The 21,801-nt window shown below is 56.7% G+C and carries 21 protein-coding genes; 14 read left to right on the top strand and 7 right to left on the bottom strand.

Going from position 1 to position 21,801, the window contains the following annotated elements; translation table 11 throughout:
- Positions 1-32 precede the first annotated feature (32 nt).
- A complete protein-coding gene (locus tag FA92_RS07565; RefSeq protein WP_033782967.1) occupies positions 33-1,289 on the top strand; it encodes a mechanosensitive ion channel domain-containing protein in 1,257 nt (418 codons plus the stop codon).
- Positions 1,290-1,337: 48 nt separating this feature from the next.
- Here the strand turns inward: FA92_RS07565 and FA92_RS07560 are convergent, their stop codons facing one another.
- Positions 1,338-1,634 (bottom strand): hypothetical protein, encoded by a 297-nt coding sequence (locus tag FA92_RS07560; protein ID WP_033784576.1) that lies wholly within the window; start codon positions 1,632-1,634, stop codon positions 1,338-1,340.
- Positions 1,635-2,062: 428 nt separating this feature from the next.
- Here FA92_RS07560 and treZ point away from each other — a divergent pair, with 428 nt between their 5' ends.
- From treZ to FA92_RS07540, 4 genes are all read left to right on the top strand, one after another.
- A complete protein-coding gene (gene treZ / locus FA92_RS07555; protein WP_033782965.1) occupies positions 2,063-3,847 on the top strand; it encodes a malto-oligosyltrehalose trehalohydrolase in 1,785 nt (594 codons plus the stop codon).
- Positions 3,844-6,372, top strand: a complete 2,529-nt coding sequence (gene treY / locus FA92_RS07550) for a malto-oligosyltrehalose synthase (protein WP_033782964.1) — start codon at positions 3,844-3,846, stop codon at positions 6,370-6,372. The genes treZ and treY overlap by 4 nt, the downstream gene beginning before the upstream one ends.
- A 59-nt stretch (positions 6,373-6,431) precedes the next feature.
- Complete coding sequence (gene glgX / locus FA92_RS07545) at positions 6,432-8,507, top strand: glycogen debranching protein GlgX (RefSeq protein ID WP_033782962.1); 2,076 nt, start codon at positions 6,432-6,434, stop codon at positions 8,505-8,507.
- Between the two features lie 126 nt (positions 8,508-8,633).
- Positions 8,634-9,398: an SDR family oxidoreductase gene (locus FA92_RS07540; protein WP_033782960.1), complete on the top strand. Its 765-nt coding sequence runs from the start codon at positions 8,634-8,636 to the stop codon at positions 9,396-9,398.
- A 99-nt stretch (positions 9,399-9,497) separates the two neighbouring features.
- On the opposite strand, the gene FA92_RS07535 is transcribed toward FA92_RS07540, so the two are convergent.
- Positions 9,498-9,773, bottom strand: a complete 276-nt coding sequence (locus tag FA92_RS07535; protein ID WP_033732518.1) for a hypothetical protein — start codon at positions 9,771-9,773, stop codon at positions 9,498-9,500.
- A 544-nt stretch (positions 9,774-10,317) separates the two neighbouring features.
- Here FA92_RS07535 and FA92_RS07530 point away from each other — a divergent pair.
- Together FA92_RS07530 and FA92_RS07525 are read left to right on the top strand one after the other, a co-directional pair.
- Positions 10,318-10,857: a TetR/AcrR family transcriptional regulator gene (locus FA92_RS07530; RefSeq protein WP_013357729.1), complete on the top strand. Its 540-nt coding sequence runs from the start codon at positions 10,318-10,320 to the stop codon at positions 10,855-10,857.
- Entirely contained in the window at positions 10,854-12,002 is a 1,149-nt protein-coding gene (locus tag FA92_RS07525; protein ID WP_033782959.1) for an MFS transporter, read from the top strand. Before FA92_RS07530 ends, FA92_RS07525 begins: the two co-directional genes overlap by 4 nt.
- Before the next feature lie 148 nt (positions 12,003-12,150).
- On the opposite strand, the gene FA92_RS07520 is transcribed toward FA92_RS07525, so the two are convergent.
- The gene (locus FA92_RS07520; RefSeq protein ID WP_033782957.1) at positions 12,151-12,384 is read right to left on the bottom strand and encodes a hypothetical protein; all 234 of its coding nucleotides are present in this window, start codon (positions 12,382-12,384) and stop codon (positions 12,151-12,153) included.
- A 286-nt stretch (positions 12,385-12,670) separates the two neighbouring features.
- On the opposite strand from FA92_RS07520, the gene FA92_RS07515 reads away from it, so the two are divergent.
- The 3 genes from FA92_RS07515 to FA92_RS07505 all read left to right on the top strand — a co-directional run bounded on the left by FA92_RS07515 (position 12,671) and on the right by FA92_RS07505 (position 14,968).
- The gene (locus FA92_RS07515) at positions 12,671-13,192 is read left to right on the top strand and encodes a GNAT family N-acetyltransferase (RefSeq protein ID WP_033784574.1); all 522 of its coding nucleotides are present in this window, start codon (positions 12,671-12,673) and stop codon (positions 13,190-13,192) included.
- Between the two features lie 103 nt (positions 13,193-13,295).
- Positions 13,296-14,507 carry a diguanylate phosphodiesterase gene (locus tag FA92_RS07510; RefSeq protein WP_013357725.1) on the top strand — a complete coding sequence of 404 codons (1,212 nt, stop codon included), beginning with the start codon at positions 13,296-13,298 and terminating at the stop codon, positions 14,505-14,507.
- 227 nt (positions 14,508-14,734) lie between these two features.
- Positions 14,735-14,968, top strand: a complete 234-nt coding sequence (locus tag FA92_RS07505; protein WP_013357724.1) for a DUF4060 family protein — start codon at positions 14,735-14,737, stop codon at positions 14,966-14,968.
- 48 nt (positions 14,969-15,016) lie between these two features.
- Here FA92_RS07505 and anmK read toward each other — a convergent pair whose 3' ends face one another.
- Positions 15,017-16,138, bottom strand: a complete 1,122-nt coding sequence (gene anmK / locus FA92_RS07500; protein ID WP_033782955.1) for an anhydro-N-acetylmuramic acid kinase — start codon at positions 16,136-16,138, stop codon at positions 15,017-15,019.
- A gap of 282 nt (positions 16,139-16,420) precedes the next feature.
- Between anmK and slyB the strand changes: the two genes are divergently transcribed.
- Positions 16,421-16,888 (top strand): outer membrane lipoprotein SlyB, encoded by a 468-nt coding sequence (slyB, locus tag FA92_RS07495; protein WP_013357722.1) that lies wholly within the window; start codon positions 16,421-16,423, stop codon positions 16,886-16,888.
- Between the two features lie 40 nt (positions 16,889-16,928).
- On the opposite strand, the gene slyA is transcribed toward slyB, so the two are convergent.
- Positions 16,929-17,366, bottom strand: a complete 438-nt coding sequence (slyA, locus tag FA92_RS07490) for a transcriptional regulator SlyA (RefSeq protein WP_010245551.1) — start codon at positions 17,364-17,366, stop codon at positions 16,929-16,931.
- Between the two features lie 150 nt (positions 17,367-17,516).
- Between slyA and FA92_RS07485 the strand changes: the two genes are divergently transcribed.
- From FA92_RS07485 to FA92_RS07475, 3 genes are read left to right on the top strand one after another with little or no spacing between them, the layout of a single operon-like run.
- Positions 17,517-17,753 (top strand): DUF1656 domain-containing protein, encoded by a 237-nt coding sequence (locus tag FA92_RS07485; protein ID WP_013357721.1) that lies wholly within the window; start codon positions 17,517-17,519, stop codon positions 17,751-17,753.
- A 5-nt stretch (positions 17,754-17,758) separates the two neighbouring features.
- A complete protein-coding gene (locus FA92_RS07480; RefSeq protein WP_033782953.1) occupies positions 17,759-18,616 on the top strand; it encodes an HlyD family secretion protein in 858 nt (285 codons plus the stop codon).
- Positions 18,613-20,613 (top strand): FUSC family protein, encoded by a 2,001-nt coding sequence (locus tag FA92_RS07475; RefSeq protein WP_033782952.1) that lies wholly within the window; start codon positions 18,613-18,615, stop codon positions 20,611-20,613. The genes FA92_RS07480 and FA92_RS07475 overlap by 4 nt, the downstream gene beginning before the upstream one ends.
- Here the strand turns inward: FA92_RS07475 and FA92_RS07470 are convergent, their stop codons facing one another.
- Together FA92_RS07470 and sodC are read right to left on the bottom strand one after the other, a co-directional pair.
- The gene (locus FA92_RS07470) at positions 20,614-21,081 is read right to left on the bottom strand and encodes a hypothetical protein (protein WP_013357718.1); all 468 of its coding nucleotides are present in this window, start codon (positions 21,079-21,081) and stop codon (positions 20,614-20,616) included. It abuts the gene before it with no gap.
- A 129-nt stretch (positions 21,082-21,210) separates the two neighbouring features.
- Positions 21,211-21,729 (bottom strand): superoxide dismutase family protein, encoded by a 519-nt coding sequence (gene sodC, locus FA92_RS07465; protein WP_033782950.1) that lies wholly within the window; start codon positions 21,727-21,729, stop codon positions 21,211-21,213.
- Positions 21,730-21,801: the final 72 nt, after the last annotated feature.

Raw genomic sequence — 21,801 nt, 5'->3', positions numbered from 1 at the left:
TTCGCCCCTTACATTTTTAGCACGTGGTTAACATGCATTACATTCAGAGTCTGATGAGTTTTATTGAGGGGAACCGGGTGCTGTCGATTGGCTTCAGCCTGCTGCTGCTGATTATGGCCGGGATGGTCACTCACCTGATCTGCAAATTTTTCATCGTCAAAGTGATCAGGAAGGTCTTTTTCAGCAGTCATAAAAAAGACGTTCCGCTGGATAAAGATGTCCGCCTCTCTCAGAAGCTGTCAAATTTTGTGCCGGTGATTGTGGTCTACAATTTCCTGCAATTCATGCCCGGCCTGCCTGAAAATCTGAAAGTGGCGATTCAGACCATCTGCGGCATTCTGTTTTTTGTCTATCTGTCGATCTTCTTCAACGAAGTGCTGGAGATTGTTAACAACTCCTACTCGCGCAAATCCAAGCGCAAGAATCACTCGATCAAGGGCTATATCCAGATTGGTAAGATCCTGGTGCATATTATCGCCGCGATCATGATTCTGGCGATTATGTCCAACAAGTCACCCGCGATTATTATCTCCTCGCTGGGTGCGGTCGCCGCGGTACTGATGCTGATCTTCCAGCATACGCTGCTGTCGCTGGTGGCGAATATTCAGCTCTCCTCCAACGATGTCCTGCAACTGGGCGACTGGATTGAGATGCCGGACAGGAATATCAGCGGCGAGGTGATCGATATTGCGCTGCATACCATCACCATCCGCAACTGGGACAACACCATTTCGCGCATCCCGACCAAGAACTTCCTGACCGAAACCTACACCAACTGGCAGGCGATGTTCTCCTCGGGCGCGCGCCGCATCATGCGCAGCTTTTATCTTGATCAGAAGTCGATCACCTTTGTGAATCAGGAGATGCTGCAGGCGATGAGCCAGATCCGCCTCGCGGGTGAAACGATCACTGAGCTGCTGGATGGACGGGATATCAATGCTGTCGGCGACCGCTGGTTTATGGAGAACGGCATCACCAATCTGATGGTGTTCCGTAAATTCCTGAGTGCCTGGCTGGCCCAGCGCGATGACATTATGAAAGAGATGTATATCGTGGTGCGGCCGCTGAAGCCGTCGCCGGATGGGCTGCCGGTGGAGATCTACTGCTTCACCTCATCCATTTTCTGGGCCGATTATGAGAATACCCAGGCGGCGATTTTTGAGTATATCTATGCCATGGCCCGGTTCTTTGAACTGCAGATTTACCAGCATCCGGCCGGGTCTGATTTCGCCCGTCTGGCGCAGCCGCGTCCCGTCAGCGGGGATGCAGAGCCAAACGGCATGCCGTAACCCGTGACCTGCTGTGGCGGTCCCGCACCGCCACGGTAGCTCAGGTCATTAACTCTTACTCAGCGCATAGTTCAGCACTTTGTCATTCTTCATCTGCACGGTCAGCGTCTGCCCTTCGGTGGTGTTCAGGGTGCGCGCCTCACTGTAGGTCCACTTCAGCAACCGCTGACCGTCCGGGTAAGGCGTCTCACTGTCAGGCTGACCAAACAGCGCAATCAGCTGGGTTTTGGTCGTCTGACCGGCATGAATGTGCTGCAGATTACGGTTGTCCAGCCGGTGTCCGACCCGGTTAGAACAGGCGGAAATCAACAGCAGCAGCGTGACTAACAGAACGCGTTTCCTCACGTAATATCCTTTTGAAATGTTCAGCGCCGCAGATCCTCCAGCGTGACCTGCGCGATCGCGCATAAGCTTATAGCGAATCCACGCCATCCGGCAGGGTTTTCTGGGCCTGTTCCCCATGATTTTCCCCTGCCAGAGGCCGATTCAGAGCAATTAACGCAAATTAATGCGCCTGAACCGCCTGCCGCCCTGCGACTGCAACATCTTAGTCTATGATTACTCTCTGTATGCCGCGTGGAAGCGGTCTCACTTTTCCCTTCCCGCCGCATCACGCTGAATACCAGTCCAGCTTCCTGGCTGAAGAGGCGCGCCAGCCCACCTGGCATCCGGGTCTCACTGATAGTTTTACGATTTTTTGACGCTTACGTCATCGACATCCTATTCGCGCGGTGGTCACCATCGCGTATTTCCAGGCTAAATGAGGCAACTGAATGGAATCCAAATCTTTTTCTAAAAGTTGGGGCGCTGAACGGGTTGCCAGTGACGAGGTGCGTTTCCGCCTCTGGGCAACCGGTCAGCAAAGCGTGACGCTGCGTCTCGCCGGTAAAGACATTGAGATGACACCGCAGGCGGACGGCTGGTTTGAAACCCAGGTCGCCGGTGTGGCTGCGAATGCCGAATATGATTTTGTGCTGGCGGATGGCACGGCCGTGCCCGATCCCGCTGCCCGTGCCCAGAAAGCGGAGGTCAATGGACCCTCCCTGGTGATCGATCCTGACGCGTATCAGTGGCAGAACACCGGCTGGAAGGGTCGTCCGTGGACGGAGTCAGTGGTCTATGAACTGCACATCGGCACCTTTACCCAGGAAGGCACCTTCCGGGCAGCAATAGAGAAGCTGCCGATGCTGGCCGAAACCGGCATTACCATGATTGAAGTGCTGCCGGTGTCGCAGTTTGGCGGCAATCGTGGCTGGGGCTACGATGGCGTGCTGCTCTATGCACCGCATGCGGCTTACGGTTCGCCGGATGATTTTAAAGCCTTTATCGATGCGGCGCACGGTCTCGGCCTGTCGGTGGTGCTGGATATCGTGCTGAACCACTTCGGCCCGGAGGGCAACTATCTGCCGCTGCTCGCGCCGGACTTCTTCCATAAAGAGCGCCAGACGCCGTGGGGCGTCGGTATCGCCTATGACGTTGATGCGGTGCGCCGCTATATCGTGGAAGCACCGCTCTACTGGCTGCAGGAGTTTAATCTGGATGGCCTGCGCTTTGACGCCATCGATCAGATTGATGACCCGAGCGAAAAGCATGTGCTGGTTGAGATTGCCGAGCGCATCCGCGCCACCATTACCGATCGCCCCATTCACCTCACTACCGAAGATTGCCGAAACGTCACCTTCCTGCATCCGCGCGACGAGAACGGAGATGCTCCGCTGTTTACCGGCGAATGGAACGATGACTTTCATAACGCCGTACATGTGCTGGCAACCGGTGAAACCCACGCCTACTACCAGGACTTCGCTGACCAGCCGGCGCAGCGGGTAGCGCGGGCGCTGGCAGAAGGCTTTGTCTATCAGGGCGAAGTCTCAGCACAGTCGGGCGAGGCACGCGGTGTGAAGAGCAGCAGCCAGCCGCCAGTCGCCTTTGTCGACTTCATCCAGAACCATGACCAGACGGGCAACCGCGCGCAGGGCGAAAGGCTGGTCTCGCTGGCAGGTGCAGAGCGGACACAGGTGCTGCTGGCCATGCTGCTGGTCTCGCCACACATTCCGCTGCTGTTTATGGGCGAAGAGTATGGCGAAACCCGACCATTCCTGTTCTTCACCGATTTCCACGGCGATCTGGCTAAAGCGGTGCGTGAAGGTCGCGCCCGGGAGTTTGAAGGCCATGCCGGTCACGGCGAAACGGTGCCGGATCCTAACGATGTCACCACCTTTGAACAGTCGAAACTCGACTGGCAGCGCACAGAAACGCCGGAAGGTCAGCAGTGGCTGGCGCTGACGCGTCATCTGCTGGCGCTGCGTCAGGAACATATCGTGCCGCTGCTGCAGACCGCCGGCGGTGATGCCGGTCAGGTGGTGAAAACCGCAGACGGTTTCCTGGCGGTGCGCTGGGACTTCCCGCAGGGCACGCTGTCACTGGCGCTGAACGTCGGCGACAGCACGCAGCCGATTCCCGATTTGCCGGGTGAAACGCTGTTTGCCTGGCCGCAGACCGCAACCGAACTGATTCCCAACGCTATCGTGGTGCGTCTGGCTAAGAGAGAAGCAGAATGACTATTCCAACCGCAACGTACCGCATCCAGTTCCGCAACGGCATGACCTTTGACCGCGCGGCGGCGCTGGTGCCCTACCTGAAACAGCTGGGCATCAGCCATCTTTACGCCTCGCCGATCTTCAGCGCCACCGCTGAATCAACCCACGGCTATGACGTGACCGACGTTAACCAGATTGAGCCGTCGATTGGTGGCCGGGAAGGTTTTGACCGCATGGTGGCCGCGCTGAAAGCGGCCGGGCTGGAGCTGATCCTCGACATCGTGCCGAATCATATGGCCGCCTCGCTGGAGAACCCCTGGTGGCGCGACGTCATTGAACACGGCGAACAGAGTCGCTATGCCACTTATTTCGATATCGACTGGTCTCGCCGCCTGACGCTGCCGTTCCTCGGTGACACCTTTGAGGCGGTGCTGGAAAACGGTGATATCAGCGTGCAGCGCGATCCGCAGACCGGCAAACCGGCGCTGGCCTACTTCGACAATTTCTATCCGCTGAAACCTGAGACCTGGCAGGATCGCGAAGAGGCGGTGCTCGCCCTGCGCGATGCCGCAGAGATCGCCGAGCTGCATGACCAGCAGCCATGGCGACTGATGTCCTGGCGCGACGCACCCAACGATCTCTCCTACCGCCGCTTCTTTGAAGTGACCGGTCTGGTCGGCGTGCGCGTGGAAGACAAGGCCGTCTTTGATGCCGCACATCAGCTGATCCTCGAACTGGTTCACAGCGGCGCGGTGCAGGGATTGCGCGTCGACCACGTGGATGGCCTGGCCGATCCGCACGGCTATCTGGAGCAGTTGCGCCAGGCGGCCGGTCCCGACTGCTATCTCACCGTAGAGAAGATCCTCGGCGACAATGAACAGCTGCCTGATGAGTGGCCGGTTTCCGGCACCACCGGCTATGAGTTTATGGCCGCGCTCGCCAATCTGCTGGTTGACAGCGATCGCCTGAGCGGACTGCGTAAAGCCTATCAGGCGGTAATTGGCAAAACCGTCGACATGAAAGCGGAGCTGCGTGCCGCTAAGCTGCTGATGGCGAACCGCAATTTTGCCGGTGAATTTAACCGTTTACTGCAGCTGGCACTGAAGATTGCTGATGCCGACGGCGCGACTCAGCCGGAAGCGGAACTGAAAAATGCGCTGCGTGAGCTGCTGGTGGCCTTCCCGGTTTACCGCACCTACGGAACGCCGCAGGGCCTGACATCCGCCGACACGGCGCTGCTGCAACAGGTCGTCAGTGAAGTTAAAACGAGCGATCATGCGCCCGACACCCAGGCGCTGGATTTCCTGGCCCGCATTCTGCGTGCAGAGATTGCCGACTCCGCCCGCGACGATGCCACGCAGTTCCGCACCCGCTTCCAGCAGCTGACCGGCCCGCTGATGGCGAAATCGGTCGAGGACACCCTCTTCTTCCGGCAGCACATGGCGCTGGCACTGAATGAAGTCGGCGCTGAACCGCTGGCGCGTCACTTCTCGCTGGATCAGTTCCATGCAGAGATGCAGGCGCGGCGCGAACATCAGCCCGATGCACTGTCGGGCACCTCAACGCACGACACTAAGCGCGGCGAAGATGCCCGTGCGCGGCTCTATACCCTGACCGAAGCGCCACAGCGCTGGGCGGAGTGCGTCAGCCGCTGGCGGGAGATGAACAAGGATCACGTCGTACGCCTGAAAGATGGCCCGGCACCGGAACCGGCCGTGGAGTGGATGCTGTATGAAGCGCTGGCCGGCGTCTGGCCGACCACCCTGCAGCCACAGGATGCGGAAGGTCTGGCGGCGCTGGAAGCCCGCTTTGTGGTCTATGTTGAGAAAGCGATGCGTGAAGCCAAACTGCGCACCGACTGGGCCGACAATAACGATGACTATGAAGAGGCGGTGCTGAGCTATGCCCGTCATCTGCTTGCGCCTGGCAACAGCGCCTTCCTCAATGATTTCTGCCAGTCACTGCAACCCTTTATGCGCGCCGGCCTGGTCAACAGCCTGACCCAGACCGTGGTGAAGCTTACCGCACCAGGCGTACCCGACATTTATCAGGGCAGCGAGGCGCTGGACTTCAGCCTGGTCGATCCCGATAACCGCCGCGAACCCGATTTTGATGCGCTGGCGGCGATGCTTAACGCGCCGCAGCAGGACGGCAGTGAGGCGCACTGGCTGCGCGGTCAGGTCAATCAACAGGCGATTGTGAAGCTGTTAACGCTGCGTCAGCAGCAGCCAGAGCTGTTCCGCCACGGTGATTATCTGGCGCTGTCGACAGAGGGTGAGCATCAGGACAAGGTGCTCGCCTTTGCCCGTACTCGCGAGGATCAGGCGGTCATCGTGATTGTCTCACGGCGGGTCTTTAACTCACTGCCGGAGAATCTCGATCAGCCGCCCGAGGCGCGCTGGGCTGATACCCATATCGCCCTGCCCGCCGCACTCGGCCAGCGCCGCTATCAGGATGTGCTGAGCGGTAAAACCTTTGATGCAGGCGACAAGCTGCCGCTGACAGAACTGGCATCGCAGTGGTGCGCCGTGCTGGTGGCACAGTGAGTGTCGGGAAGAATTTAGTTTATTACGCGTCAATCTGTTCACTGAATAACGAGGCATAAATGTCAAACAGTCAGCGTTTTGAAATTACGGCGGGTTACAGCCATTTGCTGGGGGCCAATTTTGATGGCCAGGGCGTGAACTTTGCCCTGTTCAGCGCCCACGCCGAGCGGGTTGAACTCTGTCTGTACGATCCCAGCGGTAAAACGGAAATTGCCCGGCTGGAGCTGCCGGAATATACACACGAAGTGTGGCACGGCTATATTCCGGGCCTGAAGCCCGGCGCGCTCTATGGTTACCGCGTCTATGGCCCTTATGACCCGGAAAATGGTCATCGCTTTAACCCGAACAAGTTGCTGCTCGACCCGTACGCCCGTGAACTGGCGGGCGACATCGCGTGGAACGAGGCGCACTTCGCGTACGATCTCTACCATGACGATAAAGATCTGACGTTCGACACTCGTGACAGCGCCCCGTTTACGCCTAAGTGCCGGGTGATCGACCCGAATGAATTCGACTGGCAGGATAAAAACCGCCCGAATGTGCCGTGGCCTAAAACCGTCATTTATGAAACCCATGTGAAAGGCTTTACGCAGCTCAACACCGCACTGCCGCCGGAACTGCGCGGCACCTTTGATGGTATGGGTCACAAAGCAACCGTCGACTATATCAAAAGCCTGGGCATTACCTCCGTCGAGCTGCTGCCGGTGCACTGGTTCCCGGACGATCAGCATCTGCTGGATAAGGGACTGAAAAACTTCTGGGGCTACAACACGCTGGGCTTCTTTGCGCCCGCGACCCGCTACTTCGGGCCACGCGGCATTCAGGGCTTCCGTGACATGGTGCGCGCCTTCCACGACGCCGGTATTGAGGTCATCCTCGACGTGGTCTACAACCACACCGCCGAGGGTAATGAGCTGGGTCCGACGCTGTCGTTTAAAGGCATCGATAACTTCTCCTATTACCGCACGATGCCCGACCAGCATCGTTACTACATCAACGATACCGGCACCGGCAACACCGTGAATACTTCACATCCGCGCGTGCTGCAGATGGTGCTCGATTCGCTGCGCTACTGGTCTGAGTCGATGCATATCGACGGTTTCCGTTTCGATCTCGGCACGATTCTGGGCCGCGAACCAGATGGTTTTGACCCGCGCGGCGGCTTCTTCGATGCCGTGATGCAGGACCCGATCCTGTCGCAGAAAAAGCTGATTGGTGAACCCTGGGATATCGGTCCGGGTGGCTATCAGGTGGGTAGCTTCCCGCCAGGCTGGGCAGAATGGAACGATCAGTACCGTGACACAGTGCGTGACTACTGGAAAGGCAACAACGTCTCCACCGACTTCGCCGCCCGCCTGCTGGGTTCCGGCGATCTCTACGACCAGCACGGTCGTCGTCCGTGGGCCAGCGTCAACTTCATCACCGCCCACGATGGCTTCACGCTCAACGATCTGGTGTCGTACAACGACAAACATAACGATGAGAATGGCGAAGACAACAACGACGGTCACAACGACAACCGCTCCTATAACTACGGCGTTGAAGGCCCGACCGATGACGAAGGCATTAACGCGGTGCGCGAGCGACAGAAACGCAACTTCCTCGCCACGCTGATCTTCTCTCACGGCACGCCAATGCTGCTGGCAGGTGACGAGTTTGGCCGCAGCCAGATGGGCAACAACAACGGCTACTGCCAGGACAGCGAAATCTCCTGGGTACACTGGGATAACCTGCCAGAGTCCGCGGAGGCGCTGCGCGAGTTCACCCGTCAGATCCTGACATTGCGTGCTCAGCAGCCGTTGCTGCGTCGTGAAAACTGGCGCGACGGCATGGATATCAAATGGTTTAACGCCGGTGGCGGCTTCCAGCAGAGTGAGCAGTGGGATGAAGGCTCAACGCTGGGCGTCTATATCGGCCGGCCGGATCTGCAGACCGAGGAAGGCATCTGGCATGACGTGCTGATGCTGCTTAACCCGTTCGAAGGCAATGTGCCGTTCCGCATTCCGCAGTTTGGCGAAGGTGGCTGGGTGCTGGAGCTGACCACCAGCGATGTGGCGAAGCGGGGTCTGGTAATCACCAAAGAAAAAGATTTCGAGCTGGAAGGACGCAGCTTCGCTCTGTTCAGACGTCCCTAGTCACTGAACAGGTTAACAATCAGGCAACAGGCGTAGCGCATTTCGCGCTGCGCTTGTTTTTTTGCAAATCGCTGCCAGGCTTAACCGGTTGTTAACAGTAAGAATTGATGCTGATAAGGAGGCATAATGTCCAGATTTACACAGAAGGTTGTGGTTGTGACAGGTGCCGGATCCGGCATTGGCGAAGCCAGCGCAAAGCGCTTTGCTGAAGAAGGGGCATCCGTGGTGCTGGTAGGACGCACCCGACAGAAACTGGAAGAGACACTGGCTGAAATGACGGCGGGTGATCATCTGGTGGCGGCCTGCGACGTCTCAGAAGCCGGACAGGTTAAACAGCTGTCAGAAACGGTGCTGAAGAAGTATGGACGTGTAGATGTGCTGGTAAATAATGCGGGCGTTATCGTGCAGGGCCGCATCCATGAAGTCGACCTCGACGCATGGAAAACCCTGATGAAAACTGACCTTGATGGCGTTTTCCACGGTGTTCACTACTTCATGCCAGCGCTGCTGAAGAGCAAAGGTAACGTCGTCAACATTTCCTCCGTTTCCGGCTTAGGCGGTGACTGGGGTATGAGCATCTATAACGCCGCTAAAGGGGCAATTACTAACTTCACCCGTGCGCTGGCGATGGATTACGGTGCGGATGGCGTGCGGGTCAATGCCATCTGCCCCGGCTTCACCTTTACCGATCTGACCGAAGATGCGAAAAAGGATCAGGAACTGCTGGAGCGTTTTTACGATCGCATTCCGCTGCGTCGTGCCGGTGAAGCGGATGATATCGCTCTTGCAATTCTCTTTATTGCCAGCGATGAAGCCAGTTATATTACCGGCGTCAATCTGCCGGTTGATGGCGGACTTACCGCCTCAAATGGCCAGCCTAAACAGGCATAAGTATCAGGGCAGCGTATTACGCTGCCTTTTTTATTCTGAACGCCCCGCCCTGTTAATTCCCTTTATTCTCTTTTACTGCTGCCATTTAATTTCAGTGAATTAATGCTTTGGCGTATGGCGGGTTGGCGTTGCCGCGCGCGCTGGTTTAATTGCCGTGCTGGTCGTGGTCGGGCAAATAAAGGTGCTCAGGCAGGCATTACACAATATGGCATTAGCGTGATGGACTTTCGCCACCGCCAGCGCCTGCTGTCGGGTATAAAGCGAACCAATAAAAACGCGTTTATCGTTCTTTGACAGATTAACGCAACCTTCTTTGTGTAAAATCCATCCACCCATGGGACGCGGGCACAGATAATAATAGCTGGCTTTGAGCATGGTAGTCATCCTGATAGTTGCTGTATGTGTCGTAAAAAAACGAACCAAAATTCGTAAGAGGTTTTATTTGTAATCTGAAGCTTTATTAAACTAACTGAGAATTATCCCTAAAACCACTTTATTGCGTAACGCAAACCGACTTTGAGAATATGCCCTTTTCGGTCTCTATTATCGCTTCAGTCATTCAGCGCGCTTAACGTTCCCGTCCCGCTTTGCAGCCCCGCTTTCATTTAAAGTCTTAATGCATCAGTAAAAAACTGAAATTCAGATTAATCTTTACAAAACAGAAGGTTAATTAGACTACTACTGCAAACGGCCAGATAGGTTACGGCAGTTATGATTAGAGCCGCAACAAACGACATTAACCGCCGCAGGGGTACTTATGAGTATTGATAAACTGAGACTGAAAAAGTGTGAAAGCGGCAGAGCGCCTCTCTTTTAGCGAAGCGCTGGGCCATGCAGAGTCGGGGGTTTATCAATAACGGCGGGCGTAATTAACGGCGACTGGCTTGAAAAAGTAAAACGATCGGTTTACTTTTAAAGAATGAAAAAGAGAGATGATATCCTTCAGGCCGCCGAGCGGCTCTTCTATACCCACGGCTTTCACGCCACCAGTACCGATCAACTCTGTCGCGAAGCGGGCGTTTCGACACGCACGCTTTATCATCATTTCGCCTCCCGCGAAGCACTTACCGCCGCGGTGCTTGACGCCCGCGAACAGCGCTTTATGGCGGCGCTGCTGCCAGCGCAACAGCCTGAGGCAATCGCGCATCTGTTTACGGTACTGGGTGAGTGGACGACGTTAAATGGCGCGCGAGGCTGCTTCTTTCTGAAAGCCTGGGGGGAATATGCCGAGCGGGATAGCGGGCTGGCATCTCAGGCACTGGCCTTTCGCGCCACGATGCGCGCTTACATTACGCAATGCGTGACGCATCTGCGCGGCGAAGTTAATCAGCAGCTGAGTGATGCCATCTGGATACTCTTTGAGGGAGCGATTACCACCGCGCTGATTACCGGTCCTGCCGCTGTACGGCAGGCGGCACAGGTCGCCAGCCAGTTATTGCAGCGTGGTGAGGTCAGATGAGGTCACCCGCCGCGCTGGCGCTGACCGGCTTTAGCCTGATTGCTGTGACTTACGGCATGGCGCGCTTCTCGTGGGGATTGATGCTGCCTTCGATCTCAGCCGATATCCCGTTCAGCCCGCAGCAGGCAGGCTTGCTGTCAGCCTGCAGCTTTGTGGCCTACTGCCTCACTATTCTCACCGCAGCCGCACTGGCAGACCGTTATGGTGCCCGACTGACCGCGCTGCTGGCGGCCCTGAGTGCCGCATCGGGGTTGCTGCTGCTTGCCTGCGCCTCCTCACCGCTACTGCTGGCGACAGGACTGTTTGTTGCCGGATTGAGTTCAGGGCTGGCCTCGCCTGCACTGGCCGCGGCTGTCAGTAACAGGATTGCGGCTGTAGATCAGCCGCGCATCAATACCCTGATTAACACCGGCACCAGCGCCGGTATCATTCTGACCGTGGTGATCCTGAGCGTGCTGCCAGGCGGATGGCGGGCCGCCTGCATGCTGTTCGCCCTGCTGTCACTGGCCTGTATGCTGCCGGTAATCCGCGTGCTGTCGGTTCATGCTGTCGGCAGCGCTACTAAAGCGCGACGCTGGCACCAGCGTCTGTACCGTCGCGCTATGCGCCGGCTGATGGGCATAGCGCTGGTTTCAGGTCTGATCAGTGCGGCCTGGTGGAGCTTTGGGTCGGCGCTGCTGCGCCAGCATGTCGGCGTTGATGCAGAGACCGCCCGTTTACTCTGGCTGGTTGCCGGAGGTGCAGGCATTGTGGGTGCAGCAACCGGCCCGGTCGCTGCCCGTATCGGGCTGAACGCGGTTTACCGGCTGTCACTCTACGGAATGGCATTGCCACTGCTGGTTCTGGCCTTCAGTCACGGTGAATCTACCGGCTTACTGGTTGCGGTAGCCTGCTGCGGCGCAGGATACGTGACGCTGTCGGGCGTGTTGCTGGTATGGGGGGCACAGGCCACGGCTGAAGAGCCCGCGACAGGCGTCGGTATCCTGTTTTTTATGCTGGCAGTCGGTCAGGTTGCGGGATCGCTGCTGTTTGGTCAGCTTTACGCCGCGCTGGGTGCCGGTACGGCATTAACGCTGTTTGCGCTCAGCGCCCTGCTCCTGCTGTTTATTACACCATCGCAGAATAGTGACGCATCAGATAAATAAGCCGTAAATTACAAACAGCGTCATAAATCGTGGCGGGAATTAACTGATAATGTTATTTACCAGACAGCGTAAAACAGAACTACCCGGCTCATCAGAAATAATAATGTCACTTTTATAATTAAACGGATAAAGGCAGCCCCGAAGTTTTTCAGATCACGCGGATATTTTTAATCCGTGGATTCACCTTTTGCTGAAGTAAATCTTCAGCGGGCCCCAGATAATAAGGCACCGCACACTGCTTACCATCTTTGGTAAAAATAATCTGGTTATCCTGCAGGAATAACGCCGTAAAATGGCCCAGCACGACCCCATTTAATTCGAAGCAGTGATTTCGTGCTGCACGCAGCCCCTGCTTACTATTCAGAAAATCAACAAATCGCATCACGCTGCGCCTCCCGTCAATTAATTCACCCTATCGGAACGGCACAGATAATAGCCTTAACCCCGTTGCGGATCATCCGGCTGACGCTGTTTTCAGAATAGGCTTAACCGCCATTCAGAAGCGGGGTTCACCGGCAGAGATGAGTATTCCCTTTTCGCCAGGCATAGTCCTGGGGGAAGCGCCCGTATTAAAATTGCTGACGCGCACGAGATTTATATTGCGCGCTATGAGCACCCGCTATACCGTTGTTTTTCAACAGGTGCAGACGATCAGGGCAAACCTCATGATGGAAATTTTTGATGCAGATGAACGCCACATCCCGGCGATTCAGCAGATTTACGCCTGGCATGTCCTTAACGGCACCGGCTCATTTGAGACCGTGCCCCCTGACGCTGCAGAGATGGGCGAGCGAATGCGTAAGATACAGCAGGCGGGGCTGCCGTGGTTCATCGCTGTCAGCGAAGGCGACGTACGTGGATTTTGCTATCTGGCACCTTACCGCCCGCGCCACGCCTACCGCCATACGCTGGAAGACTCGATTTATATCGACCCCGGCTTTCAGAAGCGCGGTGCCGGTTCACGTCTGCTGGAGCATACCATCCAGTGGGCGGAGCAGAAAGGCTACCGCCAGTTGATCGCCAACGTCGGCGACAGCGAGAACCGGGGGTCGATTGCCGTGCATCAGGCAGCAGGATTTGAAATGACCGGCATTCTGCGCTCGGTGGGGTTTAAACAGGGCCGCTGGCTGGATACCGTTTTTATGCAACGTTCTCTGGGAACAGGCGATACCACGCCGCCAGTTGACTAAAATATTAGCGTCAGAATAAGAAAGTCATACTGGCCCTCGTTTTCCCAAGGAGAAGCTTCTGGTAAGGTGCCTTAACAAAAAATAAAAAATTCCGGAAACCTTTATGTTGTCGACAATCATCTATCGCAGCCACATCACTGAACATGTGCAGCTCGAGACCCTGAATGATTTGGCGCGGAAAGCGAATAAAATCAACAAATCGTCCAGTGTCACCGGAATTTTACTGTTCAATGGCACGCATTTTTTCCAGCTTCTGGAAGGCCCGGAGGCGGCGGTTAAGGCGGTCTATAGCCGGATTTGCCAGGATCCGCGCCACCACAATCTGGTCGAACTGCTGCGCGATTACGCTCCGGCGCGACGTTTTGGTCATGTTGGTATGGAGCTCTTTGATCTGCGGCTGCACGATCAGGAAACCGTGCTGGAGTCAGTGCTGGAAAAATGCACGACGAAATATCAGATGACCTATGCCGATCGTGCACTGCAGTTCCTGCGCACCTTTGTTGAAGCGCGCGAAAAAGAGAACTATTTCGAGATCCCTGCCGCCAGCGGCTGGACGTTTATTCGTAATGAGACAGAGCAGCGCGAAGGCGATGCGGCGCTGTTGGCTACGGATGAAGTCAGCTTTGCGTTTCAGCCTATTGTTGATCCCTTCGCCTGCGAGATCGTTTCACTGGAAGCACTGCTGCGCGGTCCGCAGGGAGAATCGCCGCTCGACTACTTTGCCCGACTGACACGCGAGCAGCTTTATCAGGTCGATCTGCAGTCGAAAAAGATCGCCTTTGCGCAGGCGAAGAAGCTGGGGATTGAGGGGATGACCCTGTCGATCAATCTGCTGCCGATGACGCTGGTAGAAGTGCCCGACGCCGTCCCCTTTTTGCTGGATGAGATTGCGGCCCATGGGCTGGTGCCCGAGCAGGTCATGGTTGAGTTCACCGAGAATGAAATCATCTCGCAGCCGGAAGCGTTTGAAGCCGCCATCAGGCAGTTGAAAGCGGCCGGTATCAGCCTGGCGCTGGATGATTTCGGTGCCGGTTTTGCCGGGCTGTCGCTACTGACCCGCATTCAGCCCGACAAAATTAAGATCGATCGCGCCATCATCTCTGACGTGCATAAAAGTGGGCCGAAACAGGCGATCATCCACGCCATTCTGAAATGCTGCGCCTCACTGGAGATCGGTGTGATCGCCGAAGGCATTGAACAACCGGAAGAGTGGATGTGGCTGGAAGCCGCGGGCGTGACCCAGTTCCAGGGGTTCCTGTTCTCGGAGCCTGAACTGAATGGCGTTGCGGCCGTGGCCTGGCCGGAGCTGATTTAACCTCCTGCGATTTGGATGATTTTACGTCTCCCTGCCTTGCTGGATCACCCGGCGGCTGCTAAATAATTAACAGCGCCGGAGGATCATCTTTCTGTCATCTTCCCGCGTCACAGTCAGTCATGACCCCATCAGTGATTAAATGTTTAGCAGTCAGATGTTCAGTGTTTAGGCCAGCGCTACGCGCCATGCGTGCGACGTGACTCCAGGGACAGCATTTGAGGAACTGAATGAAGCAAATCATCCGCGGTGATAAAGAACCCTCCCATATTCTGGCAGCGACCCGTGCGCTCGAAGCGCACTACGCCCGCTACGGAGAAGGTAATAAGTACCATCCCATCATCTATTCCATCGCATACCGCAGCCGGTTTTATCAGGTTGAGGTCATTACCCGACGTGAAACCATGGTAGCCACGGTGATTACCGGGGTTCGTAATCTGACGCATCTCTCCGGCGCCGCCTGACGGCCGCCTGCTCGCCTGCGGGGGCAAACTGGCCCCCGCATCCCCCGCTTAACGCCGGTAGAGGGAATTGGCCGGATAAATTGCGCCTATCACGCTTTTCTCTCGTGCGCCCGTCACCGCAGGCAGATTGCCCGGCAGACCGGAGAGCGTTCGGAACGCCAGCCAGGCAAACGCCAGCGCCTCCATGTCATCACCACTGATACCCGCCGCATCGGTGGTCGCCACTTCCGTTCCCGGAAGGTGTGCTGCCAGCCGCGCCATCAGCAGCGGATTGCGACTGCCACCGCCACACACCAGCAGACGATCGCAGCCATCATTGAGTAACACCTGCTGTGTAATGGTGATGGCGGTCAGCTCCACCAGCGTGGCCTGCACATCCTGCGGTGCCAGACCCGGGAAATAGCGCAGATGCTGCTCCAGCCAGCCCAGATTGAAGTGTTCGCGCCCGGTGCTCTTCGGCGGCGGCAACGCAAACCAGGGTTCGCGCAACAGCGCCTCCAGCAGAGCCGGGATCACCGAGCCGCTGCGCGCCCACTGCGCATCTTTGTCATAAGGCTGACCCTGATTGCGCCATATCCAGGCGTCCATCAGCATATTGCCGGGACCGGTATCGAAGCCGCGCACCGCCTGTCCCGGGATCAGCAGCGAGAGATTGGCGATGCCACCAATATTCAGCACCATGCGGCGTTCTGCGGCATCCATCAGCAGCGCCTGATGAAAAGCAGGCACCAGCGGCGCGCCCTGCCCGCCCAGCGCCATGTCACGGCGGCGAAAATCGCCCACCACGGTGACGCCGGTTGCCGCGACGATCTGGTTATTGTCACCAATCTGCAGCGTATTTGGCGCGTCACTCTGGGGCTCATGCCAGACGGTCTGACCATGACAGCCAATCGCCGTGATATCGCTGGCCTCCAGCGATTCGCGCTTCATTAATGTCACGACGGCTTCAGCGAAGAGCTGGCCGAGGCGGGTATCAAGCTGACCGAGCTGTGACAGGGTCAGGGACTGACCCTGGCAAATCGTCAGAATGGCCTGACGCAGCGCAGGTGGCATCGGATGGCAGTAACTCGCCTGCTGCGCCACCATATTCTCATCAATGGCGGCCAGCACCACATCCACGCCATCCAGGCTGGTGCCTGACATTACCCCGATATAGCGTCCTGATTTCATAACCATTCCTTACTTCCGGCGGGAAGTGCAATTCATCTGCGGTTAGCCTGACAAATAATGATCGCTAATTCTATGATTAAATTCTTTTTATCCGATCGTGCTGACCAGTAACGTTACGGGACTATTTTTAAACGACGATTGAATTATTGTTGATCTTACATAGTCTATGCTTCGTCCAACCGTGTTTTATTCGGACAGGGATTAATTTGCCAGTTTTGTGTCTTATACTGTGTGCAGGATATAGCGATAAACGTGGCGCCTTCTCGACTAAAGGAGTTTCAAATGATTAAGCGTGTAATTGTGGTCGCTCTGGCCGGTGCGATGCTGGCAGGTTGTAGCAATACCAGTACGCTGTCGGGTGACACCTACAGTGCCAGCGAAGCCAAGCAGGTGCAGAGCGTGTCGTACGGTACGTTAGTCTCTGTGCGTCCGGTGAAAATCCAGGGCGGTGATGAGAGCAACGTCATCGGTGCAATCGGTGGTGCGGTGCTGGGTGGCTTTCTGGGTAACACCATTGGTGGCGGCACCGGACGTAGCCTGGCAACAGCCGGTGGTGCGGTTCTGGGTGGCGTAGCAGGCCAGGGTGTTCAGGGCGCAATCAATAAAACCGATGGCGTTGAGCTGGAAATCCGTAAGGATGATGGCAACACCATCATGGTGGTTCAGAAACAGGCCGCCTCGCGTTACTCCGTTGGCCAGCGTGTTGTCATGGCGTCCAACGGCAGCCAGGTGACGGTTTCACCTCGCTAATGCTGCAAAACAAAAAACCGACGCCCGGGCGTCGGTTTTTTTATTTCTCTTTGTGCTGAAGTTCGAGAATATTTTTCTCAAGCCGGGCGATCAGCGTCACCATCTGACTAATCTCTTCCCGACTGATGCCAGACAGAATGTCATCCCGCGTCTCATCAATCACACTCTCAACCTGTTCGATAATCGGCTCCGCCTGCTGCGTCAGCTTAATGCGTTTGGCGCGACGATCGTTGGCGCAGGTCGAACGGGTAATCAATCCTTTCTCTTCCAGTTGATCCAGCGTCCGTACCAGCGAAGGCTGTTCAATACCAATCGCCTTGGCTAACTGAATCTGTGACTGTTCGGGCGGCAGTTGATGAATATTGTGCAACGTCACCCAGTGAGTCTGAGTCAGCTCAAGCGGCTTGAGCCGCTGATCAATCAACGCGCGCCAGATGCGCACCAGGCGAGATAAATCCGTTCCGAGGGGCGTATCCATTTCATCTCCTTATAATTAGCTTGCTAGCTATCAAGCCAGATTTTACACTATTCTGCGAGTTTACAGGACAAATTACAAATCCCGGACCAGGCTACGATTACGCGGCAGCGCGTTCAGTCTGCCGTCTGGGTTAACGAAGGATGTTATCACGTGCTCACTCCTGCTTTTTCAGGTGCGAAACCGCTAACCGATCTGGTCGTGGGTGCCTCGCTTTTTTTCCCGCCGATATTCAAAGCGGTGCTGCTCGGCTTCTTTTTCTGGCTGCTGATTCACCCGCTGGTGCGCGGCTGGATCTACTCCGGCGACGTCTGGCATCCCACCCTGTTTGATCTCTCCCTGTTTGTGCTGTGCGTTACCGCCGCACTCTGGCTCATCGGTCACGGATAATCGATATGAAATTTAACGCGGTAAAATACTTTTCAACGCTGATTGTGTTTGCGCTGGCGCTGCTGGCCGGTGGCTGGCTGTGGAACTACTACATGCAGTCGCCCTGGACGCGTGACGGAAAAGTGCGGGCAGAACTGGTGGATATTACGCCTCAGGTGTCGGGCCGGATTACGCAACTGAAGGTCAGAGACAATCAGTTCGTGCATCAGGGCCAGCTGCTGTTAACACTGGACCCGGTGCCATGGCAGATTGCACTCGACAACGCTGCCGCCCAGCTCAGCAAAGCGCAGGCGGACCTGGCGAAAGCGCAGCATGAATATCACCGGCGCAGCAGTCTGCCGCGTAACATCATCTCCGCCGAGGATCTGGATGCGGCACGCTTAAGCGCGGAAGCCACCGCCGCCAGTGCCAAAGCCGCGCAGGCGGAACTGGAGCGGGCGCGCTGGAATCTGCAGCAGACGACGCTGACCGCACCGACAGATGGCTGGATCACGAATCTGACGCTTCGTCCCGGCAACTATGCGACAGCGGGGTCGCCCCTGTTTGCGCTGGTCGACAGCCACTCTTATTACGTCTTAGGCTATTTTGAAGAGACCAAGCTGCGCCATATTCACGCTGGTGCGGCGGCTCAGGTGGTGCTTTACAGCAATGGCATGCGGCTGCAGGGCCAGGTGGATAGCATTGGCCGCGCTATCTATGACCAGAGCATTGAGACCGACAGCGGTCTGGTGCCCGATATCAAACCCAACGTGCCCTGGGTACGGCTGGCGCAGCGGGTGCCGGTGCGCATTCGTCTCGAACCGCTCCCGGCTGATGCCAGTCTGGTTGCTGGCACCAGCTGCACCATCACCATCCAGCCATGAATGTTCAGTGGCTGGCCTGGGATCAACTGCCCTGGATTAAGGCGAACGGCGGTCAGTGGCGCTATGCGTTGCGGAATGCTATCGCAATGTGTCTGGCGCTGAGCATCGCCTATGGCCTGGATCTTGATGAGCCTTACTGGGCGATGACCTCCGCTGCCGTGATCAGCTTTCCTACCGTGGGCGGCGCGATCGGTAAAAGTCTGGGCCGCATCGTCGGCAGTCTGCTCGGGGCAACCGCCGCGCTGCTCATTGCCGGACATACTCTGAATGAGCCCTGGCTGTTTACCTTTGCGATTGCCGGCTGGCTGGCGCTCTGCACCGGCATTGCAAACCACTACCAGAACAATGTCGCCTACGCCTTTTCGCTGGCGGGTTACACCGCCGCTATTATTGCCTTCAGCAGCGTCAACATCACTGATATCACCTCACTGTGGACGATCGCCCAGGCACGCGTCTGTGAGGTGATCTCCGGTATTCTGTGCGCCGGGTTGATGATGATGGTGCTGCCAAGCACCTCCGATGGCGAAACGCTGATTACCTCCCTGAAACAGATGCATGCGCGATTGCTGGAACATGCGGTATTACTGCTGCAGCCCTCGGCCAGCGACACCATTCGCACCGCACATGAAAACGTCATCAGCCAGATCCTCACCATGAATCTGCTGCGCATTCAGGCATTCTGGAGCCACTACCGTTTTCGCCGACAGAACAACGTCCTTAACTATGTGCTGCACCAGCAACTGCGACTTACCAGCGTGCTCTCCAGCCTGCGCCGCATGCTGCTCAACTGGCCTGACGCGCCAGAGGCGCTGTTTGAGGCGCTGCAGCAACTGCTGGCGGAGCTGGCAAAACCGGCGTGTGATAAATATCGTCTGGCGCACATCCTGCGCAGCGTGACACCCGCAGCGGATGGCGACTACCGGCAGCGCGCCTTTTGTCAGCGGCTGCGCTACTTCTGCTGGATGTACCTCAACGTGCTGCGCTGGATCCGTCTGCTGGATCGCGCCGATGCCGATACCCGCTTTCAGCCGCCGCCAGTTCCGGCGCTGGCGCGTGACAGTGACAGTGCTGAAGCGGGCTGGAGCGCCCTGCGCACCTTCTGCGTGATCGTACTGGGCTGCGCCTTCTGGATTAATACGCAATGGTCTTCCGGGGCCTCGGCGCTCACCCTGACCGCCATTGCCTGCGTGCTTTATGCCTCTGCCCCTTCACCCGGCGGCAGCGTCACGCTGCTGCTGAAAACGCTGCTGTGGCTGTTTGCATTTAGTTTTGTGATGAAGTTTGGCCTGATGGTGCAAATCGGTCAGCTATGGCCGTTTTTACTGTTTCTGTTTCCGCTGCTGGTGACGCTGCAACTCTTCAAGCTGCAGCAGAAACAGCGCGCCGGGATGTGGGGGCAGTTCATCGTCTTTATGGGCTCGTTTATCGCGGTGACTAACCCGCCCGCCTGGGATTATCAGGACTTTTTTAACGATAACATCGCCAAAGTCTGCGGAGTGCTGCTCGCCTGGCTGGCGTTTCAGATTTTGCGGCCCAGCTCCGATGCGCGACGCAGCCGGCGGCATATCCGGGCACTGCGGCTGGCGTTTCTCGATCAGCTGCGGCAACGGCCCCGGCTCAGCGAGAGCCGCTTTGAATCGCAGATTTATCATCGCATCAGCCAGCTCAGCCATAGCCGCGATGAGCAGGCGCGCGTCTGGCTTCTGCGCTGGGGCGTGGTGCTGCTCAACTGTTCGCATATCGTCTGGCAGCTGCGTGAATGGCGCGCCGGTTCAGCAACGCTGATGGCGTTTCGCGATAACAGCCTGCAAAATTTACAGCAGATTATCAGCAGCCGCGGCGTACGGCACAGTTCGCTGGATCAGATGCTGACGGAACTGGAAGTGACCATTACCGCGTTACTGGCGCTGGAAAACAATGAGGCCAGCGAACTGGCAGGGATTATCTGGCGATTACGCTGTTCGCTGGCACAGCTGAAGCAGGCTGTGCCGGAGTGATTACTGGCAATACTGCTGCTGTTGACGGTTAAAATCATCCTGCAGCTGTTGCAGCGTTTTATGGCCCTCGAAGCGGGTTTTATCCATCTCGGTCATCGGTTCAATCACCAGCGCTTTCTCATCAGGTGAGAAGATAAAGCGACGCGTCAGTTCGGTGCCGGTAAAACTCTGACCGTGAATGCCACCGCACACCATGGTCATGGTGCGGCGATAAATTGTGGTGTCAGTGAAATTGGTTTCAGTGGCGCTGCGAAAAACCTGATCGCACCCCTGCGCTTCCAGCTTGCGCACCATGTTGCGACTGAGCCATTCACGACCTTTGGCGATCTTTTCACAGGTGACACGCATCTTGCTGGTATCAATGGTGCGCTGAAGCTCGCGTCCGGTTTCAGTGACCAGCTGCGTATCATTGGGTTTATCGCATCCCACCAGCAGCAGACACAGCAGTAATGCACCCTTGAATTTCATTTTCCCGCTCCTTTCCTCATCGCGCTTTCTTACCTGAATCAATATCATAGGGGGGAAATGACGGGGATGGTATAACAATTCATAAACAGGCGGGATAAAAAGGGCGGCTATCGCCTGCCGCCCGGAAATTCAGATAACGCCGCAGGCATAACGCGCCCCGCCGCCGCCCAGCGGTGCAGGATGATCGGCATGATTATCCCCGCCGGCATGCACCATCAGTGCTTTGCCTTTGATCTCTTTTAACGACTTCAGCCGTGGCGCCAGCACCGGATAGGTGGCGTTGCCTTTCTCATCGACATAGATCGCGGGCAGGTCGCCCAGGTGACCTTCAGCATACGGCCCCAGATGTTTACCGCTGTTAGTCGGGTCCAGGTGACCGCCAGCCGCACCGGCGGCGACCACTTTGCCCTCGGATTCACCCGGCTCACAGCTGCCTTTAGCATGGACATGAAAACCGTGAATGCCCGGCTTAAGTCCCTGCAGGTCCGGCGAAAACTGCAGACCATACTGGGTCTCGTCAATCTTAACGGTGCCGAGCGATTTGCCAATCCCTTCAGCGGTAACCTGATGGATCGTAACCTGCTCGCTGGCAGCCTGTGCTGAGCCGCAGGCGATCAGCGCAAAAAGCGCAACTGCTTTCATTTTCATGTTGACTCCATTTGTATCCCAGGGTTTGAGATAAGTCTGGTCGCTGTTGCACTATTTTGCCGAAGATTGACG

The organism is Pantoea sp. 9140 (assembly GCF_000745295.1).
GTDB classification, from domain to species: domain Bacteria; phylum Pseudomonadota; class Gammaproteobacteria; order Enterobacterales; family Enterobacteriaceae; genus Pantoea; species Pantoea vagans.
This window is presented reverse-complemented; position numbering and strand designations above follow the sequence as displayed.

Excerpts from the sequence above, each read along its gene's own strand:
- FA92_RS07565 (WP_033782967.1), top strand. The coding sequence starts at position 33 with ATGCATTACATTCAGAGTCTGATGAGTTTTATTGAGGGGAACCGGGTG.
- treZ (WP_033782965.1), top strand. The coding sequence starts at position 2,063 with ATGGAATCCAAATCTTTTTCTAAAAGTTGGGGCGCTGAACGGGTTGCC.
- treY (WP_033782964.1), top strand. The coding sequence starts at position 3,844 with ATGACTATTCCAACCGCAACGTACCGCATCCAGTTCCGCAACGGCATG.
- glgX (WP_033782962.1), top strand. The coding sequence starts at position 6,432 with ATGTCAAACAGTCAGCGTTTTGAAATTACGGCGGGTTACAGCCATTTG.
- FA92_RS07540 (WP_033782960.1), top strand. The coding sequence starts at position 8,634 with ATGTCCAGATTTACACAGAAGGTTGTGGTTGTGACAGGTGCCGGATCC.
- FA92_RS07535 (WP_033732518.1), bottom strand. The coding sequence starts at position 9,773 with ATGCTCAAAGCCAGCTATTATTATCTGTGCCCGCGTCCCATGGGTGGA.
- FA92_RS07530 (WP_013357729.1), top strand. The coding sequence starts at position 10,318 with ATGAAAAAGAGAGATGATATCCTTCAGGCCGCCGAGCGGCTCTTCTAT.
- FA92_RS07525 (WP_033782959.1), top strand. The coding sequence starts at position 10,854 with ATGAGGTCACCCGCCGCGCTGGCGCTGACCGGCTTTAGCCTGATTGCT.
- FA92_RS07520 (WP_033782957.1), bottom strand. The coding sequence starts at position 12,384 with ATGCGATTTGTTGATTTTCTGAATAGTAAGCAGGGGCTGCGTGCAGCA.
- FA92_RS07515 (WP_033784574.1), top strand. The coding sequence starts at position 12,671 with ATGGAAATTTTTGATGCAGATGAACGCCACATCCCGGCGATTCAGCAG.
- FA92_RS07510 (WP_013357725.1), top strand. The coding sequence starts at position 13,296 with ATGTTGTCGACAATCATCTATCGCAGCCACATCACTGAACATGTGCAG.
- FA92_RS07505 (WP_013357724.1), top strand. The coding sequence starts at position 14,735 with ATGAAGCAAATCATCCGCGGTGATAAAGAACCCTCCCATATTCTGGCA.
- anmK (WP_033782955.1), bottom strand. The coding sequence starts at position 16,138 with ATGAAATCAGGACGCTATATCGGGGTAATGTCAGGCACCAGCCTGGAT.
- slyB (WP_013357722.1), top strand. The coding sequence starts at position 16,421 with ATGATTAAGCGTGTAATTGTGGTCGCTCTGGCCGGTGCGATGCTGGCA.
- slyA (WP_010245551.1), bottom strand. The coding sequence starts at position 17,366 with ATGGATACGCCCCTCGGAACGGATTTATCTCGCCTGGTGCGCATCTGG.
- FA92_RS07480 (WP_033782953.1), top strand. The coding sequence starts at position 17,759 with ATGAAATTTAACGCGGTAAAATACTTTTCAACGCTGATTGTGTTTGCG.
- FA92_RS07475 (WP_033782952.1), top strand. The coding sequence starts at position 18,613 with ATGAATGTTCAGTGGCTGGCCTGGGATCAACTGCCCTGGATTAAGGCG.
- FA92_RS07470 (WP_013357718.1), bottom strand. The coding sequence starts at position 21,081 with ATGAAATTCAAGGGTGCATTACTGCTGTGTCTGCTGCTGGTGGGATGC.
- sodC (WP_033782950.1), bottom strand. The coding sequence starts at position 21,729 with ATGAAAATGAAAGCAGTTGCGCTTTTTGCGCTGATCGCCTGCGGCTCA.